At 54.1% G+C, this 16,192-nt stretch carries 16 protein-coding genes; 8 read left to right on the forward strand and 8 right to left on the reverse strand.

Annotated elements, in window-relative coordinates; all coding sequences use genetic code 11:
• Window positions 1-5: 5 nt before the first annotated feature.
• Window positions 6-524 carry a GNAT family N-acetyltransferase gene (locus F3J40_RS02395; protein ID WP_017348100.1) on the reverse strand — a complete coding sequence of 173 codons (519 nt, stop codon included), beginning with the start codon at window positions 522-524 and terminating at the stop codon, window positions 6-8.
• Between the two features lie 271 nt (window positions 525-795).
• Between F3J40_RS02395 and F3J40_RS02400 the strand changes: the two genes are divergently transcribed.
• The 4 genes from F3J40_RS02400 to F3J40_RS02415 all read left to right on the forward strand — a co-directional run bounded on the left by F3J40_RS02400 (window position 796) and on the right by F3J40_RS02415 (window position 3,438).
• Entirely contained in the window at window positions 796-1,707 is a 912-nt protein-coding gene (locus F3J40_RS02400) for a ketopantoate reductase family protein (RefSeq protein ID WP_167012441.1), read from the forward strand.
• A gap of 126 nt (window positions 1,708-1,833) precedes the next feature.
• Window positions 1,834-2,082 carry a type II toxin-antitoxin system Phd/YefM family antitoxin gene (locus F3J40_RS02405; protein WP_167012921.1) on the forward strand — a complete coding sequence of 83 codons (249 nt, stop codon included), beginning with the start codon at window positions 1,834-1,836 and terminating at the stop codon, window positions 2,080-2,082.
• Window positions 2,072-2,356 (forward strand): type II toxin-antitoxin system RelE family toxin, encoded by a 285-nt coding sequence (locus F3J40_RS02410; RefSeq protein WP_167012442.1) that lies wholly within the window; start codon window positions 2,072-2,074, stop codon window positions 2,354-2,356. Before F3J40_RS02405 ends, F3J40_RS02410 begins: the two co-directional genes overlap by 11 nt.
• Window positions 2,357-2,448: 92 nt before the next feature.
• Window positions 2,449-3,438, forward strand: a complete 990-nt coding sequence (locus F3J40_RS02415) for a LacI family DNA-binding transcriptional regulator (RefSeq protein WP_167012443.1) — start codon at window positions 2,449-2,451, stop codon at window positions 3,436-3,438.
• A 29-nt stretch (window positions 3,439-3,467) separates the two neighbouring features.
• On the opposite strand, the gene tmaR is transcribed toward F3J40_RS02415, so the two are convergent.
• The 3 genes from tmaR to dacD form a co-directional block, all read right to left on the reverse strand.
• Window positions 3,468-3,788 (reverse strand): PTS system regulator TmaR, encoded by a 321-nt coding sequence (gene tmaR / locus F3J40_RS02420; protein WP_017348097.1) that lies wholly within the window; start codon window positions 3,786-3,788, stop codon window positions 3,468-3,470.
• Window positions 3,789-3,946: 158 nt separating this feature from the next.
• Window positions 3,947-5,005 (reverse strand): FUSC family protein, encoded by a 1,059-nt coding sequence (locus tag F3J40_RS02425; RefSeq protein ID WP_167012444.1) that lies wholly within the window; start codon window positions 5,003-5,005, stop codon window positions 3,947-3,949.
• 206 nt (window positions 5,006-5,211) lie between these two features.
• Window positions 5,212-6,381 carry a serine-type D-Ala-D-Ala carboxypeptidase DacD gene (gene dacD / locus F3J40_RS02430; RefSeq protein ID WP_205297194.1) on the reverse strand — a complete coding sequence of 390 codons (1,170 nt, stop codon included), beginning with the start codon at window positions 6,379-6,381 and terminating at the stop codon, window positions 5,212-5,214.
• Window positions 6,382-6,592: 211 nt separating this feature from the next.
• Here dacD and sbcB point away from each other — a divergent pair, with 211 nt between their 5' ends.
• The gene (gene sbcB, locus F3J40_RS02435) at window positions 6,593-8,020 is read left to right on the forward strand and encodes an exodeoxyribonuclease I (RefSeq protein WP_167012446.1); all 1,428 of its coding nucleotides are present in this window, start codon (window positions 6,593-6,595) and stop codon (window positions 8,018-8,020) included.
• A gap of 99 nt (window positions 8,021-8,119) precedes the next feature.
• Here sbcB and F3J40_RS02440 read toward each other — a convergent pair whose 3' ends face one another.
• Entirely contained in the window at window positions 8,120-9,478 is a 1,359-nt protein-coding gene (locus F3J40_RS02440; protein WP_167012447.1) for an APC family permease, read from the reverse strand.
• Window positions 9,479-9,749: 271 nt separating this feature from the next.
• Window positions 9,750-11,165, reverse strand: coding sequence for a glutamine synthetase family protein (locus F3J40_RS02445; RefSeq protein WP_167012448.1), 1,416 nt, complete (start codon window positions 11,163-11,165; stop codon window positions 9,750-9,752).
• Window positions 11,166-11,375: 210 nt separating this feature from the next.
• Here F3J40_RS02445 and puuD point away from each other — a divergent pair, with 210 nt between their 5' ends.
• From puuD to F3J40_RS02460, 3 genes are read left to right on the forward strand one after another with little or no spacing between them, the layout of a single operon-like run.
• Window positions 11,376-12,140 carry a gamma-glutamyl-gamma-aminobutyrate hydrolase gene (gene puuD / locus F3J40_RS02450; protein WP_167012449.1) on the forward strand — a complete coding sequence of 255 codons (765 nt, stop codon included), beginning with the start codon at window positions 11,376-11,378 and terminating at the stop codon, window positions 12,138-12,140.
• Window positions 12,137-12,691 (forward strand): HTH-type transcriptional regulator PuuR, encoded by a 555-nt coding sequence (gene puuR, locus F3J40_RS02455; protein ID WP_017348090.1) that lies wholly within the window; start codon window positions 12,137-12,139, stop codon window positions 12,689-12,691. Before puuD ends, puuR begins: the two co-directional genes overlap by 4 nt.
• 24 nt (window positions 12,692-12,715) lie before the next feature.
• Window positions 12,716-13,993 carry an NAD(P)/FAD-dependent oxidoreductase gene (locus F3J40_RS02460; protein WP_017348089.1) on the forward strand — a complete coding sequence of 426 codons (1,278 nt, stop codon included), beginning with the start codon at window positions 12,716-12,718 and terminating at the stop codon, window positions 13,991-13,993.
• A gap of 57 nt (window positions 13,994-14,050) precedes the next feature.
• On the opposite strand, the gene F3J40_RS02465 is transcribed toward F3J40_RS02460, so the two are convergent.
• Together F3J40_RS02465 and F3J40_RS02470 are read right to left on the reverse strand one after the other, a co-directional pair.
• Window positions 14,051-14,590, reverse strand: a complete 540-nt coding sequence (locus F3J40_RS02465) for a glycine zipper 2TM domain-containing protein (protein WP_167012450.1) — start codon at window positions 14,588-14,590, stop codon at window positions 14,051-14,053.
• A 237-nt stretch (window positions 14,591-14,827) separates the two neighbouring features.
• Window positions 14,828-16,132, reverse strand: a complete 1,305-nt coding sequence (locus F3J40_RS02470; RefSeq protein ID WP_167012451.1) for an NAD(P)/FAD-dependent oxidoreductase — start codon at window positions 16,130-16,132, stop codon at window positions 14,828-14,830.
• Between the last annotated feature and the right edge of the window lie 60 nt (window positions 16,133-16,192).

Below are 16,192 nucleotides of genomic sequence, written 5' to 3' on the forward strand. Positions count from 1 at the left end.
AATGACTACGTACGTTCCGGTATGGCTGCGCTCACGCTTAATGATTTGCGCAGAAATACCATCTCTTCCCCCAGAGGATTGGTACGCCAGAAAAAGGGTTGATAACCCCGGTTTTGATAAATATTGCTCAACCAGGGATGACGAATGGCCGTCGCTAAATAAACCGCAGGGGCTTTCAGCGTATCGGCCAGCAAATGCTGTTCTGCCCAGGTTAATATTTCCGTGCCATAACCCTGACGTTTAAAATCAGGATCTACCGCGAACCAGTGAATAAAGGGCAGATGAACCGGTGCGTTGTCATCCTGCTCCCATGGCATTCTAATGGTTACCGTGGCGACAGCCCGCCCTTCTCTTCTCAACAGCAGCACGGTTTCTGTGGCAATCACTGCACGCACTTTTTCTACCGTGCCTTGCAGAATGGTAAACCGAATATCAAACTCTTTTACTGCGGCATAGGCGCGTTGTAATAAATCAAAGACTTCCTCAGCATCCGTCTCACGCGCTACCTGAATCAATGAGGCCATTATTTTATCCGGCTAACTCTGTTGCGCTGATTATTAAAATTCCCCCTCCCGGATGTAAACCGACAATAGTGGCAATGGTTGTGCTGAATTCAGATATTCGCTTTGGTTAGCCATATTAAAACTATGGTTAGCGCAATAATGAATAATATCGGGCGAGAAAAAGTCTTTTTTTGCCGAAAAATATGAGGGAAATCAGTACCCGCAATGCTGGCATCCCGCAGCACAAAACCTTAAGGTGTTAACCTTCAGACACCACAAAGACAGGGAAACTATGCGCATTTTAATTGTAGGAGCCGGAGCAACCGGAGGCTATTTTGGCGCGCGTCTGGCACAGGCCGGGCGGGATGTCACTTTCCTGGTGCGTGAGCGCCGCCATCAGCAGTTGCAACAGTTTGGTCTGGTACTGCAAACGCCGGAAAGCACGGATACCTTGCGCCCGCAGTGGCTGCAAGCCGCAGAGCTGACCACGTCGTTTGATCTGATCATTCTGAGTGTGAAAAGTTTTGCACTGGAACAAGCACTGCAAGACATCGTCCCTGCGGTGGGTGAAGAGACGTTGATCCTGCCGCTGCTGAACGGCATGCGGCATCTGGATCTGCTGCGCGCGCGTTTTGGCGATCATCGGGTACTGGGGGGGATGTGTAAAATTCATGCCACGCTGGGTGATCAGGGTGAAATTATCCAACTTTCTCGCCTGCATCAGCTTTACTTCGGCACGCTGGATAACCGCGACGATCCGCGTCTGGCTCAGGTTGAAGAGGCTTTATGCACGCCGCATTTCGATCTGTTCCCCAGCGCCGATATTATCACTGAGCTGTGGGAAAAATGGCTGTTGCTGAGCACACTCGGCGCCGTTACCTGTCTGGCGCGCGGCAATACCCAACAGGTGCTGCGGTCTGAGGGGGGTGAAGCCTTGTTACAGGCATTGTTCAGTGAAATATTGAGTGTAATCACGGCTGACGGCTATCGTCCGCGTCCCGCGGTAACTGCCGGGATTTACCAGTGGCTGAATAATCCCGAGACCGCCATGACCTCCTCTATGTATCGTGATTTAACCCAGGGCTATCGCATTGAAGCCGATCAGATCATTGGCGATCTGCTGCATCGCGCCCGCCGCAATGGTCTGAACACGCCACTGTTGAATGCAGTGTATGTAAATCTCCAGGTTTACCAGCAGAGCTAATAGCACACCTGAGCCGCGCCTCGTTAAGGGGCGGTTCTGGTGCACAGCCTGATGTTTTTTCTTAACGAACCTTTAAAAGCACCTTTAAGTGACCTAAAATTAGAACTCTTAACCGGAGAAAACACTATGCCTTTTCAGATTTTAACCACTACTGCGGCCAGCATTACCGAGCTTAAACGTGACCCGATGGGGACTTTCAATTCAGGAGAAGGGGCAGCGGTAGCTATCCTGAATCGCAATGAACCTGCTTTTTACTGCGTTCCACCGGCTTTATATGCTCAGCTGATGGAAATACTGGAGGATCAGGAATTGGGCCGCATAGCAGATGAGCGAATCGGTGAGGCGATCATCGAGGTCAATATCGATGACCTATAAGCTGGCCTTTAATGAAACAGCGCTCAAGGAGTGGAAAAAACTGGGTCATACCGTTCGGGAACAATTCAAGAAGAAACTCGTTGAACGCCTGCAAAACCCACGAGTACCAGCATCACAACTCCACGGACGTAAAGACCAATACAAAATTAAGCTCCGTGGCGCAGGCTACCGACTGGTTTACAGTGTCAATGATGAGATTGTGACCGTCACCGTGATTGGTGTAGGTAAAAGAGAAAATGATGATATCTACCATGCAACTCAAAGCAGAAATTAATCGCTTCCAATACCGATACCCGTGATGTGACAGCTATTCCCGCCTCGAACGACGGCTGTTAAACTCAGGCCTTCCCGATATCGGAGCCGATAATGACAGCACGCAGTGCCACCCTGAATGACGTAGCTCGCCTTGCGGGCGTCTCCTATCAAACCGTTTCCCGGGTGTTAAATACGCCTCATCAGGTGGCTGATGCCACGCGTGACAAAGTGGCGGCGGCGATGCAGCAGCTCAATTACATTCCTAATCGCGTTGCGCAACAGCTAGCGGGCAAGCAGAGCCGCACATTGGGGCTGGCGACCAGTGATTTAGCCTTGCTGGCACCCGCTCAGATTGCCTCTGCCATTCAGCACAGTGCCGCGGCCGCCGGTTACCGGCTGGTGATTGCCATGGGCAGCCGGGGAACGGCCGCCGATACGGTAAGTGAACTGTTAGCCCAGCGCGTAGACGGGTTACTGATCAACCTGCCGCTGGCCGCAGGCGAGGCGGAAACAGTGCAACAGCGCTGTGGAGAGAAACCGGTATTGTTTCTGGATACCGAGGAACAAGCCACGGTCGCTAAGTGCCTCTACCCCGCCTGCGTTGGCGCGCAGTTGGCCGTTGACCATCTGGTGGCGTTAGGGCACAAGCAGATTGGCATTCTCAACGGCCCTGCGGATTCCGTTGCGGCCCAGGCGCGATTTGCCGCCTGGCAACAGGCGTTGGCTCAACATGGCCTGCTCGCCGAATGTGTGCTGCAAGGTGACTGGAGTGCTGCATCTGGCTATGACGCAATCGCTGCTCACCCCCTGTTGCCGCAGGCGCTGCTGGTGGCGAACGATCAGATGGCGCTGGGCGCGATGCGCGCGCTGCATCAGCGTGGCGTTGCCATTCCACAACAGATGTCACTGATCGGCTACGACGACACCGCGGAAAGTGCGTGGTATCAACCGGCGTTAACCACCGTTCGGCAGGATTTACAGCAACTCGGCGCGGTGAGCGTCACGCGGATAGTGGCGCAATTGCAGGGGGAAAAGCAGACGGAAAAGGCATTGAAGGCGACATTGATCATTCGCGAGACCACCGGCAGGCCGGTGAACTGACAGCGGGTTGCCCCGCTGTCGTGGGAAGCTTACTCAGGCTTAGGTTCACCCATCGCTTTGAGTTTTTTCGACAGTTCACGGCGCTCTTTTGACAGATCGGCATTTTTGATGATGTATTCATCAACGCGATCTTCATAGTCTGCACGCATGCTGGCGATAATTTCCTGTACCGCTTCAATGCTCATGCCAGGCTTGAGGTATTCGCTGAGGTTGTCCAGCAGCAGTACGCGCTTTTGGTTATCGCGCACTTTCTTCTCATTATCGACAATTTCACGCTGCAGCTTGTTTTTACGGCGAAACATCCGCACAAACTCCAGCACGTCCTGAAATGATTGTTTGGCATTATCCATTGGGGCACCTTTTTCTATGCCTGTTGTACAGGCAGCAAGTCGTCACGTACAGCTTAGCGGCACCAACACCGCAAGGCCATGTTAACAGCGTAAATCGGACTGGGCCTTATCTTAGCGCAAACAAATCAATCTTCCCATTAAGTGATTGTCTTTGAGCGTTATTTGCGCAGCGCCAGTTTCATTAAGTCGGTGATGCGCTCCAGCTGCTTAGCCAGCTCCAGGCTAAGCCATAAATAGCCGTGAATCGGCGTCTCTTGCAGTTTGTCACTGCCGGCTTCGGCAATCAGGGCTTTGAGCTCGGCGCTCAATACCGCCAGTTCATGGCTGCTGGCGGTCACTTCGTCGCTTTTACCGTGTATAGCCAGCTGTGACAGCGCACGCAGGGTATTTTCGGTGGTTTGCTGCAAGCGACGTAACCCTGGAGCATTCAGCAACAGCAGGTGGCTCTCCCGCGAAGCCCACCAGGCATTCACCTGAAGTTCAATGGTGGTCACCATATTGCGATTCGTGGTTTGAATCGCCTCGAACACCGACTTCGGAATGCGCGTTTCTTTGCTGGAGGGCACCAGCAGCGCACGCATTTTAATGACGTTGGAGAGCAGCTTCTGAAACGGCTTATTGAGCCGGGGCTTCTCAACCAGATTGGCGGAGAAACCGGCGTGATAGATTTTCGCCATTTCACCGAGCGCATCGCTGAGCTGAATACGCCAGTGCGTGTAAGCCCGCTGCGCCCACACGGCGCTGAACATCAGCGCCATCAGTGACCCCAGAATCACGTCACCGCCGCGCCACAGCGCCATGGTGAAATCCCCGGCGGGTGAGCCAACCACCACGCTAAGCGTAATGCCGATCAGCAGCGCCATGTAGGGGTGTTTACCCAACGTCAGGAAGCCACAGGCAAACATCACCACCGCACACCACACCAACATGACCGGCAGGGAGATTAACTCTAACTTCAGGGCAATCAGACCCGAAATGGAACCGGCAATGGTGCCGCCAATACGCTGTACCGCACGTGGGAAAACGTTACCCCAGGTCGAGATCGGCCCCATCACCACCACCAGGGTAATCAGCGGCCAGGTGCCTTCGGGGATATCCGTGATACGGACAAACAGAAACGACAGCACAAACGCGATGGCAATACGCACGCCATGCACGCTGCGATAGTGACGATAAAACCAGAATTCGAGTTTTGAAATGGGTTTGTCGGGACGCAAAACGGTGTTCCGTGAATAAAAGCCGAGCCACTAGTGTAGCGGTTGCCTCTCTGAGAAATAACCGTAGAAACGAGAAAAAAGGCGTTTATTTTGTCAGCATGTCACTATTGTGCAAGCGTGAAACGCCTTTAACACAGCGGGGAAACGTTCAGATAACAATCTGTTTTCAAGTGGCAGCCAGTGGTCTTCACCAGCCGCCCAACGGATTAGATTTTTTGTTTCACGTAGTCAATCAGACGCGTCACAATGCCGGCTTTATCCACCGGATTCAGCGCGACTAACGGATAGCTGCCGATCTGCTTATCTTTATCCATCACCTGGATTTCACCAATGACCTGACCCGCTTTCAATGGCGCATCGAGCTCTTTGCCAGACAGGACATATTTGGCTTTGATGTTCTGCGCTTCACTGCGTGGTACGGTAATAGATTCATCGGCTGCGGTACCCACATCTACCTGATGCGGGTTGCCGTACCAGACATTTTCGCTACCGATTTTCTTCCCGGCGTGGAACAGCTGCACGGTCGTAAAGTTACTCTGGCCCCAGACCAGCAGTTTACGCGCCTGCTCTTCTCGCCCTTTAGAGCTCTTACCGCCCATCACCACCGCAATCAGACGCTGACCATCTACCACGTTAGAGGCCACGATGTTGAAGCCTGCGGTTTCGGTATGACCGGTTTTCAGACCATCCACATGCAGGCTGTTATCCCACAGCAGGCCATTACGGTTGTTCTGGTTGATGCCGTTCCAGCTCAGGGTTTTCTCGCTGTACATGGCGTAGAACTCAGGCTCACCGTTGATGATGGCGCGTGAGATTTTAGCGATATCCAGAGCGCTGGAGAACTGACCAGGAGCATCCAGACCATGTACCGTTTCGAAGTGGGTATTTTGCAGGCCCAGCTTCTGCACGTAGTAGTTCATCATGGTGACGAAGCTCTGCTGGCTGCCAGCGACATAGTCGGCCAGCGCCACACAGGCATCATTACCGGAATCAATGATCACGCCACGGCTCAGATCGCGCACGGTGATCTTATCGCCAGGTTTGATAAACATCAGTGAGGAGCCTTTGAACACCGGATTACCGGCCGCCCAGGCATCTTTACCCACCGTAACCACATCGTTCAGGGAAATTTTGTGTTGATCCACCGCGCGGTCGACCACATAGCCGGTCATCAGCTTGGTCAGGCTGGCAGGGTTGCGGCGCTCATCCGGGCTACCCGCAGTTAACACCTGGCCGGTGGCTGAATCCATCAGAACCCACGAAGCCGCATCAATGCCAGGTGGCGTCAGGGGGAAAGGCATGGTGTTATCATCCGCATGGGCAGCCGCTGCCCAAACCAACATGCCAGTAACAGTAATTAACAGACGCCTTTTCAACACTTCATCCTCAGTAAACGGGCTAAACAACCGCACTTTTTACGGCATATTGCGCTGAATAGGTTAGATAAATTGAAAAAAAGTGTGACTGCGCAAATTTACGTCGCCAGGCTGGATGATAGTGCGCAACTTCCGGGCAAGCGCTTTAGACCCGAGGCAAATTGGTTTACCATGACGCTTTGCCGATATTCAGCCACAGCGGAACCCTATTTTGCCGAACGCCAGCCCCTCGCCTAGCTTTTTGTTCCATGATTATGAGACCTTCGGGACCAGCCCAGCGCTGGATCGTCCGGCGCAGTTTGCCGCCCTGCGCACGGATTTAGCGTTTAATTCAGTAGCAGAACCCGAGGTGTTTTATTGCCGTCCGGCGGACGATTATCTGCCGCATCCGGAAGCGGTGATGATTACCGGCATCACCCCACAGGTCGCGCAGGCACGCGGGGTTAACGAAGCGGATTTTGCGGCGCGTATTCACGGGCTATTTACCGAGCCACAGACCTGTATTGTCGGCTATAACAACGTGCGATTTGATGACGAGGTCACGCGCCACCTGCTGTATCGTAACTTTTTCGATCCTTACGCCTGGAGCTGGCAGAACGGCAATTCGCGTTGGGATCTGCTGGATGTGATGCGCGCCTGCTACGCGCTGCGCCCGGAAGGGATTGTCTGGCCAGAAAACGATGACGGTTTCCCCAGCTTCCGCCTCGAACATCTGACCAAGGCCAACGGCGTTGCCCATGAAAACGCGCACGATGCAATGTCAGACGTACACGCCACCATTGCCATGGCGAAGCTGGTAAAAGAAAAACAGCCGAAACTGTTTGAGTTCCTTTATACCCATCGCAACAAAAATAAGCTGATCACGCTGATCGATATCCCACAAATGAAACCGCTGGTGCACGTTTCCGGCATGTTTGGTGCCGCACGCGGCAACACCAGTTGGGTCGTGCCGCTGGCGTGGCATCCAGAGAACAAGAACGCCGTGATTATGGTGGATCTGGCGGGCGACATGGCCCCGCTGCTTGATCTCAACGCCAGTGAACTGCGTGAGCGCCTGTATACCGCCAAAAGCGAGCTGGGTGATTTGGCCGCGGTGCCGGTGAAGCTGGTGCACATCAATAAATGCCCGGTGCTGGCGCCAGCCAACACCTTGCGTCCGGAAGATGCCGCGCGCTTAGGGATTGATCGTCAGCACTGTCTGGATAACCTTGCCGTGCTGCGTAGCCACCCGGAGCTGCGCGAGAAGCTGGTGACGCTGTTTGCGGAAGCCGAGCCTTTTACACCGTCAGAGAACGTTGATGCGCAGCTGTATGATGGCTTCTTCAGTGACGCTGACCGCGCAGGGATGAACATTATTCGCCAGACCGATCCGGCCAACTTGCCTGCACTGGATCTGAGCTTTAACGATGGACGCATTGCCCGTTTGCTGTTCCGCTATCGCGCGCGCAACTTCCCCGGCACGCTGGATGACGCCGAGCAGCAGCGCTGGTTACAGCACCGGCGTGAGGTGTTTACCCCGGAGCGGGTTCAGGCCTTTATGCTGGAGCTGGAGTCGTTAGCGAGCCTGCATGAACAGGATGCGGAGAAGATGAAGCAGCTTAAAGCGCTGTGGCAGTACGTGCAGGGGCTGGTGTCTTAACCACATTGGCTCGTCAGGGTTTGTTACCCACACAAACCCTTTCCCCCAATAAAAAAACAGCGGCTATAAGCCGCTGTTTTTTATTTTGCCAAAAGAGAATCAGATCTCTTCGCTGTACTGCGGAACCGGTTCGCGGAACACTTTGGTTACCATTGCCAGATACACGATGCCGACGGCTGCCCAGATCAGGCCCAGCACCATCGCGCTCTCTTCGAGGTTAACCCACAACGCACCCACTGTAATCACGCCACACAGCGGCAACAGCAGGAAGTTGATGTGATCCTTCAGGGTGTTACGACGTTTTTCACGCACCCAGAACTGCGCAAATACGGAGACGTTTACAAAGGTAAACGCGACCAGCGCACCGAAGTTACACAGCGCCGTGGCGGTGACCAGGTCGAAGTTGATCGCTAACAGCGCAATCGCCCCCACCAGCAACACGTTCAGGGAAGGTGTGTGCCATTTCGGGCTGATATAACCGAAGAAACGCTCCGGGAATACGCCGTCACGGCCCATAACGTACATCAGGCGTGAAACGCCAGCGTGTGCTGCCATACCTGAGGCCAGAACCGTCACCACTGAGAAGATCAGAATGCCAAACTGCAATGCACGACCGGCAACAAACAGCATGATTTCAGGCTGTGAAGAGTCCGGGTTCTGGAAACGTGCCACGTCCGGGAAATAGAGTTGCAGGAAGTAAGACACGGCAATAAAGATCACCCCACCAATCAACGCGGTCAGGAAAATCGCGCGTGGAATGGTACGCTCTGCGTCTTTGGTCTCTTCTGACAGCGAACTGATACCGTCAAAACCAAGGAAGGAGAAGCACAGGATAGTCGCACCGGTAATCATCGGCACCACATGTGCATCATCAGACCAGAACGGTTTTGAACTCAACAGCGTGCCGTCACCAACACCGTGGGCAACGCCATAAATCACCATACCGGTGATCCCTGCCATGACCACAACCTGCAGCCAGACAATCACACTGTTGAAGTTCGCTACGGTTTTGATCCCTTTCAGGTTCGACAGGGTCATAAAACCAACCAGCAGCACCACGAATATCCACGATGGGACACCGGGGATCAGCGTTTCAAAGTAACTTTTTGCCAGCAGGATGTTGATCATCGGCATGAACAGGTAGTCCAGCAGTGATGACCAACCCACCATAAAGCCAAGATGCGGACTGATGGCCTTTTGAGCATAGGTGTAAGCGGAGCCCGCAGATGGGAAGCGGCGTACCAGCTGACCGTAACTCACGGCAGTAAACAGGATAGCAATCAAGGCAAAGGCATAGGCCGTTGCAACGTGACCGGCAGTAAGATTCGTTACGATACCGAAGGTATCAAACAGGGTCATCGGCTGCATATAAGCCAGACCAATCATTACGACGGGCAGAAGCGTCAAAGTCTTCTTCAGTTGTGCACGCTGTGGTGCTGGGGTGGTGTTATGCGACATGGATCAGACCTCCCTGCAGGGCGCCGTAGTCATCACGAAAGCGACTGCTTACGTATGTAAGCATATGCGAATGCATTCCCATCTTTAAAATCCTCAATGCACGCCCTGAGCGTGGTTGTGGTGATTATCTACCCGGTTTAGTACCGGCCTCATTCAATTCGGACAAAATACATGCAAAAAAATAACCGACGTCATTAGCGTCGGTTATGTCTCTTTTTACAGGCCCAGTATTTTGCCCTGGTGTTTCGCTGAGGGCAAGCCTCAATTTATGTCAGGCGTTTTTCAGCATCCAGTCAATTTCTGTTGCTGTGATCAAACGCTCAAATTGCTGTAACTCATGGCTTTTACAGGCATACCAGACGGCGCTAAAACGCTCCCCTAACAGCAACTGTAGCGGATAGCTGTTCTCAAACTCATACAGCGCATCGCTTTGACGCACCGGCAAGGGGATTCCTTCGGCTTCATGACCATTGCCCGTCACCGGATTCGGTAAAGGAAGCTGAACATCGAGACCATGCAGCATTCCCGCCAGTACCGTCGCCACCACCAGGTAGGGGTTAGCATCTGCACCCGCCACTCGGTATTCAATCCGTCGACTCTCTTCATCGCCACAGGGAACACGCAGCGCCACTGTCCGGTTGTTATGGCCCCAACTGGCCTGCAACGGCACATAGGCTTCCGGCACAAAGCGGCGATACGCATTCACATTAGGGGCCAGCAACGCCATTGAAGCGGGCAGCAGATCTAACATGCCCGCCACCATCCGTTTCATCAGGGCCGAATCGCTGCCCTCTTCTCCGACAAAGGCGTTATATCCTGCACCATCCACCACGCTGACATGCACATGCATGCCGCTGCCCGCATACTCTTCATAAGGCTTGGCCATAAACGTGGCAGTCATGCCGTGTTTCTCAGCCACCTGGCGTACCAGTCTTTTCAGTAATACCGCATGGTCACAGGCCATCAGCACATCACGGGTGTGATGCAGGTTAATTTCAAACTGACCGGGCGAGGCTTCCGCCAGTGCGCCCGCGGCAGGAATGCCCTGCTGGCGTGCCAGCGCATCGATTTCATTCAACACATCGGCAAAGTGATCGAGATTATCCAGCGAGTAAACCTGGCTCTGCATGTTGCGTTCATCACTGCCGGGCGCACAGGGAGGCTGTATGTAGCCTTCGGCATCACGTTGTTTATCAACCAGATAGAACTCCAGCTCTACCGCTACCACCGGAAACAGGCCGCGCTGGCATAGCTGTTGCCATAGCCGCTCAAGGACATTTCGGGGTTCAACGTCAAAGGGAGTGCCATCTTGGTTGCGCATGGTCAGCAGCAGTTGGGCGATACGTTGTGGATCTGCGGCGGAGGGGCTTAACGTGCCGGGAACAGGAATGCAGATGTTATCGGGCTCGCCCAGCGACTGACCCAGACCGGCCTCTTCAACCGTGTTGCCGAGAATGTCCATCGCAAACACGGAAGCGGGGAAATAGCAGCCTTTTTCCAACCGGGTAAGCGCTGAGAGAGGAATCCGTTTGCCGCGAAAAACACCGTTGAGATCGTTAAGGAGAATATCGACATACTGCGTTTCAGGATGGCGTTCCAGCCAGGATTTAACCTCATGCTGGAACGCGCTGGTTCGTCTCTCTTCACTATGTCGCGTGAAGTCTTCTACTTCTACCAGGTTCGTCATAATCCACCCGCCTGTGACCGGTTTATTGATTAACGCGCTGCTCAAAATAACAGCCGTCTATCAACCATAGCTCTGGTACAAAAAGCGTGCAAATGTAACTTTGTTGTTTGAATTATCGCCAGTCGATTGCTAGATTGAAAATATATTGCACAGTTATGCCTCAGCAATGCCTTTTTGGTGAATATATTGAACGACGGTGCGAGGAGCAGTATGGGCATTATTTTTGACAAACCCTTGATTGGCGTAGTGATGTGTCAGAATAGTTGCGCCGGTCATGCCGTTCAGTCCGTGCATAATAAATATATCGATGCGATTGTTGCCTGTGGTGGCCTGCCTTTTGCCCTCCCCCACAGCCTGATGGATGCGCCTCATCTATTAGAAAATGCTATAGCCGTACTCGACGGCATTTTCCTCACCGGCAGCCCAAGTAACATCGAACCCTGGCAATATGGGGCCGAAGGCAGTGAACCCCATGCCGATCCCGGTCGCGATCGTCTGGTCTTTGCGTTACTGGGATTAGCCATTGGCAAAAAGATGCCGCTGTTCGGCGTGTGTCGCGGTATGCAAGAGCTGGTGGTGGCAAACGGCGGTGCCCTGTGGCGCGATTTGAGCCAGCAACCGCAGCTATTACCGCATCAGGAAGATAAGCACCTGCCGCTGGAACAGCAGTACGCGACACGCCATGACGTCATCCCCGAAGCCGGTGGGCTATTGGCCGAGCTACTCGGCAGCACCGAGACGATTGCCGTGAACTCTCTGCATAATCAAGGCGTTCAGCAATCAGCCCCACAATTACGCGTGGAAGCCCGCGCCCCTGATGGGTTGATTGAAGCGGTTAGCCTCATTCACCACCCCTTTGCTCTGGCGGTTCAGTGGCATCCCGAGTGGCAACTGCAACACTCCCCCCTTTCACAACGTCTGTTCAACGGTTTTATTGCCGCCGCAGCAGGTTATCACCAGAGTAAACAGTCATGAGCGATACCACGCTAGCGCCCGGACGTCGGCTGTCGGAGATTCGGCAGAGCCTGGGACTTTCTCAACGGCGCGTGGCGGAACTGGCCGGATTGACCCACAGCGCCATCAGTACCATTGAGCAAGACAAAGTCAGCCCTGCGGTGAGCACGTTGCAGAAGCTGTTGAAAGTGTATGGCCTGTCGCTGTCCGAATTCTTTTCCGATCCCCAGTCGCAGTCGCCCCAGGTGGTGGTGAAACCCGAGTCACTGGTTGAAATTGGCAGCCTTGGCGTTTCATTGCGTTTGGTGGATAACGGCCAACGCCCGCGAGCCCTGGGCATGTTACTGGAAAGCTATCAACCCGGTGCCAGTACGGGCGAGAAGTTGCGTCATCCTGGTGAGGAGATCGGCACGCTGCTGGAAGGTGAAATCATCTTACAAATCAACGGCCAATCTTTTCATCTGGTCGCCGGAGAGAGTTATGTGATCGACACCGGCTTGCCCCACAGTTTTACCAACCGTGCGGAACAGGTGTGCCGCATTGTCAGCGCGCATACCCCGGCCAACTTTTAATGATGCTTTTCCAGGGAGGTGATTATGGAACATACAGCCAGTTATTACGCTGCCACAACAAATGCGCATCAGCCCTGGCCGACATTGCAGGAGAGCATTCAGTGTGATGTGTGCATTATTGGCGCGGGCTTTACCGGTTTATCCTCGGCGCTGTTTCTGACCGAAGCGGGTTACGATGTGGTGGTGCTGGAGGCGGCGCGCGTCGGTTTCGGTGCCAGCGGGCGCAACGGCGGTCAGGTGGTGAACTCCTACAGCCGGGATGTCGATGTGATTGAGCAGCGCTATGGCAAAGAGATTGCCCGGCTGCTGGGCAGTATGATGTTTGAAGGTGCAGAGATCATTCGCGATCGTATTGATCGCTACGCCATCTCCTGCGACTACCGTCCTGGCGGTATCTTTGCCGCACTGAATGGCCGCCAGTTGCAGCACCTCAGCGAGCAGCAGCGCCGCTGGCAGCAGTATGGAAATACTGATTTAACGCTGCTGGATGAACGCGGTATTCGTGAGCAAATCGCTACCGAACGTTATGTCGGCGGTTTGCTGGACCGGCGCGGCGGGCATCTTCATCCGCTCAATCTCGCGCTTGGAGAAGCCGAAGCGATTAGGCGTCATGGAGGACGCATTTATGAACACTCTCCCGCCGTAGCAGTCAATTACGGCACGCCTCATCGGGTGCGGACGCCCGCCGGTGAAGTCAGTGCGACCTTTGTGCTGTTTGCCGGAAATGCTTATCTTCCGGGCACACTTGAGCCACGGTTAAGTCATAAAAGCATGCCGTGCGGCTCGCAGATTGTCACCACAGAACCCCTGAGCCGGGATTTAGCCTTAACGCTGCTACCGAATAATTACTGTGTTGAAGATTGTAATTATCTGCTCGATTACTTCCGTCTGACTGCCGACAACCGCCTGCTCTACGGTGGCGGGGTGGTGTATGGCGCGCGCGATCCTGCCGATATCGCCGCCCTGATCCGCCCGAAACTCCTCCGTACCTTCCCGCAGTTACGCAACGTGGCACTGAGTTTTAGCTGGAGCGGTAATTTCCTGTTAACGCTGTCGCGCATGCCGCAGTTTGGCCGACTGGAGAATAACGTGTATTACATGCAGGGGGACAGCGGTCACGGCGTCACCAGCACGCACCTGTCAGGCAAACTCATCGCCGAAGCATTACGCGGGGACGCCGAGCGCTTTGATGCCTTTGCCGGTTTGCCTCATCTCCCCTTCCCCGGCGGCAGACGATTTCAGGTACCGCTCACCGCATTGGGGGCGGCCTGGTATGCACTGCGCGATCGTTTAGGCGTGTAAAACAATAACGCCGGTCATGACCGGCGTTATGTTCAACAATAGCAATACTGTGCGCTATCAGGTCTGGTTGTTGAGGATCAACTGACCGTTACGATCCAGCGGGATGCGGGCACCGGGATCTTTCTCCATGCGGATTTTGCCCTGCTGATCGCCGATTTTGTAGGTCACGTCATAGCCCAGCATCTTCTGCTGCTTGTCATAGACGGTTTTACAGCGTTGCTCAGTGGTGGTGTAGGTATCACGATCCTGCAAGCCGCCCTGTACCTGGTTCCCGGCATAGCCGCCAGCCAGCGCACCTGCCACGGTGGCAACACTGCGACCACGGCCGCCACCAAACTGATGGCCCAACACGCCACCCGCCACCGCGCCTAATACTGAACCCGCGATGCGGTTTTCATCCTGTACCGGGCGACGATGCGTCAGGGTCACGTTGCGACACTCCTGACGCGGCTGTGATAGCGTCTCTTTGATCGGGCTGGCAGACAACACCTGCGCATACTGCGGGGTCGTATCAAAGACATTCATGCTGGCGACGGCAGCCACGCCCAAAGCCGCTGCCACACCAATACCGATACCGGCTAACATTGATTTGTTCACAGGAAGACCTCCTGAACTGTAACCGCGCATTCCTGCCGCTAACGCACCGCATAGCGAAAATTCAGACCCGTGTGCGCGTACCACAGGGTTTGTGGTGGTAAGTGTTACAGAGGGGGAGAAACAGCGACATCAGATAAATGGAAGAAAGCAGTGCAGGGTGAGATAAAAAGAGCGTTTTAAGAAATTTCTGACAGCGATCACGCGGTGAAACCCCGCCGGGAGTTTCACCGCTAGCGCTTAGTGCAGCTTCAGGCGCGGACGTAACACACGGTTAATGCTTCCGACCAACATCATCAGGCCGGTTTTGAAATAGCCGTGCAGCGCGATCTGGTGCATACGGTAGAGTGAAATATACACCGCACGCGCGATGCGACCTTCTACCATCATTGAGCCTTTCATCAGGTTGCCCATCAGGCTACCGACGGTACTGAAGCGTGACAGTGACACCAGTGAGCCGTGATCTTTATAGACGTAGGCTTTCAACGGTTTGCCATTACGCTGCGCCAGGATGTTGCCCAGCACGCGTGAGGCCATCTGGTGCGCAGACTGCGCGCGCGGAGGTACAAACCCGCCGGATGGCAGTGCGCAAGAGGCGCAATCGCCAATGGCATAGATGCTGTCATCTTCGGTGGTCTGTAATGTCTCTTTTACCACCAACTGGTTGATACGGTTAGTCTCAAGACCCCCGATCCCTTTCATGAAGTCAGGTGCTTTAATGCCCGCCGCCCAGACCATCAAGTCCGCATTGATGAACTCACCGCCTTTGGTATTCAGGCCGTTCTCATCCGCGCTGGTGACCATGGTTTGGGTCAGTACTTTCACGCCCAGTTTGGTCAGTTCGTTTTGCGCAGCGGTAGAAATACGCGGCGGTAACGCAGGCAGAATACGCTCACCGGCTTCCACCAGCGTGACGTTCAGCGCTTCACTGCCAAGGCGTTTCAGACCATAGCTTTGCAGCTGTTTTACCGCATTGTACAGCTCAGCTGAGAGTTCAACGCCCGTAGCACCCCCGCCAACAATGGCAATATTCACCTGATCTTGTAACTCGTCATTGGACGAGTACTTCAGGAACAGATTGAGCATTTCATTGTGGAAACGACGCGCCTGATGCGGGTTGTCGAGGAAGATGCAGTGATCTTTCACACCCGGCGTACCGAAATCATTCGAGGTACTGCCCAGCGCCATCACCAGCGTGTCGTAGCTTACGTCGCGCTGAGGCATCAGCAGTGTGCCTTGTGCATCGCGCAGTTCAGCCAGTTGGATCTGCTTCTTCTCGCGATCGATACCCGTCAATGAACCCAGCTGGAACTGGAAACCGTGCTGGCGAGCGTGTGCCAGATAGCTCAGTGCATCAATACCTTCGTCCATTGCGCCTGTGGCGACTTCGTGCAGCAGTGGCTTCCACAGGTGACTGTGGTTGCGATCGACCAGGATAATCTCCGCCTTTTTTTTACGGCCGAGCTTATGCCCCAACTGAGTGGCTAACTCCAGTCCACCCGCACCACCACCAACGATGACTATTTTTTCCATAGATGTCGTCAAAAAGACCCTCTTAAAGTTGTAAACCAACAGTTAACTAATGGTTATCTAAAACCTTATTAA

The organism is Candidatus Pantoea multigeneris (genome assembly GCF_011752615.1).
GTDB lineage: Bacteria > Pseudomonadota > Gammaproteobacteria > Enterobacterales > Enterobacteriaceae > Pantoea > Pantoea multigeneris.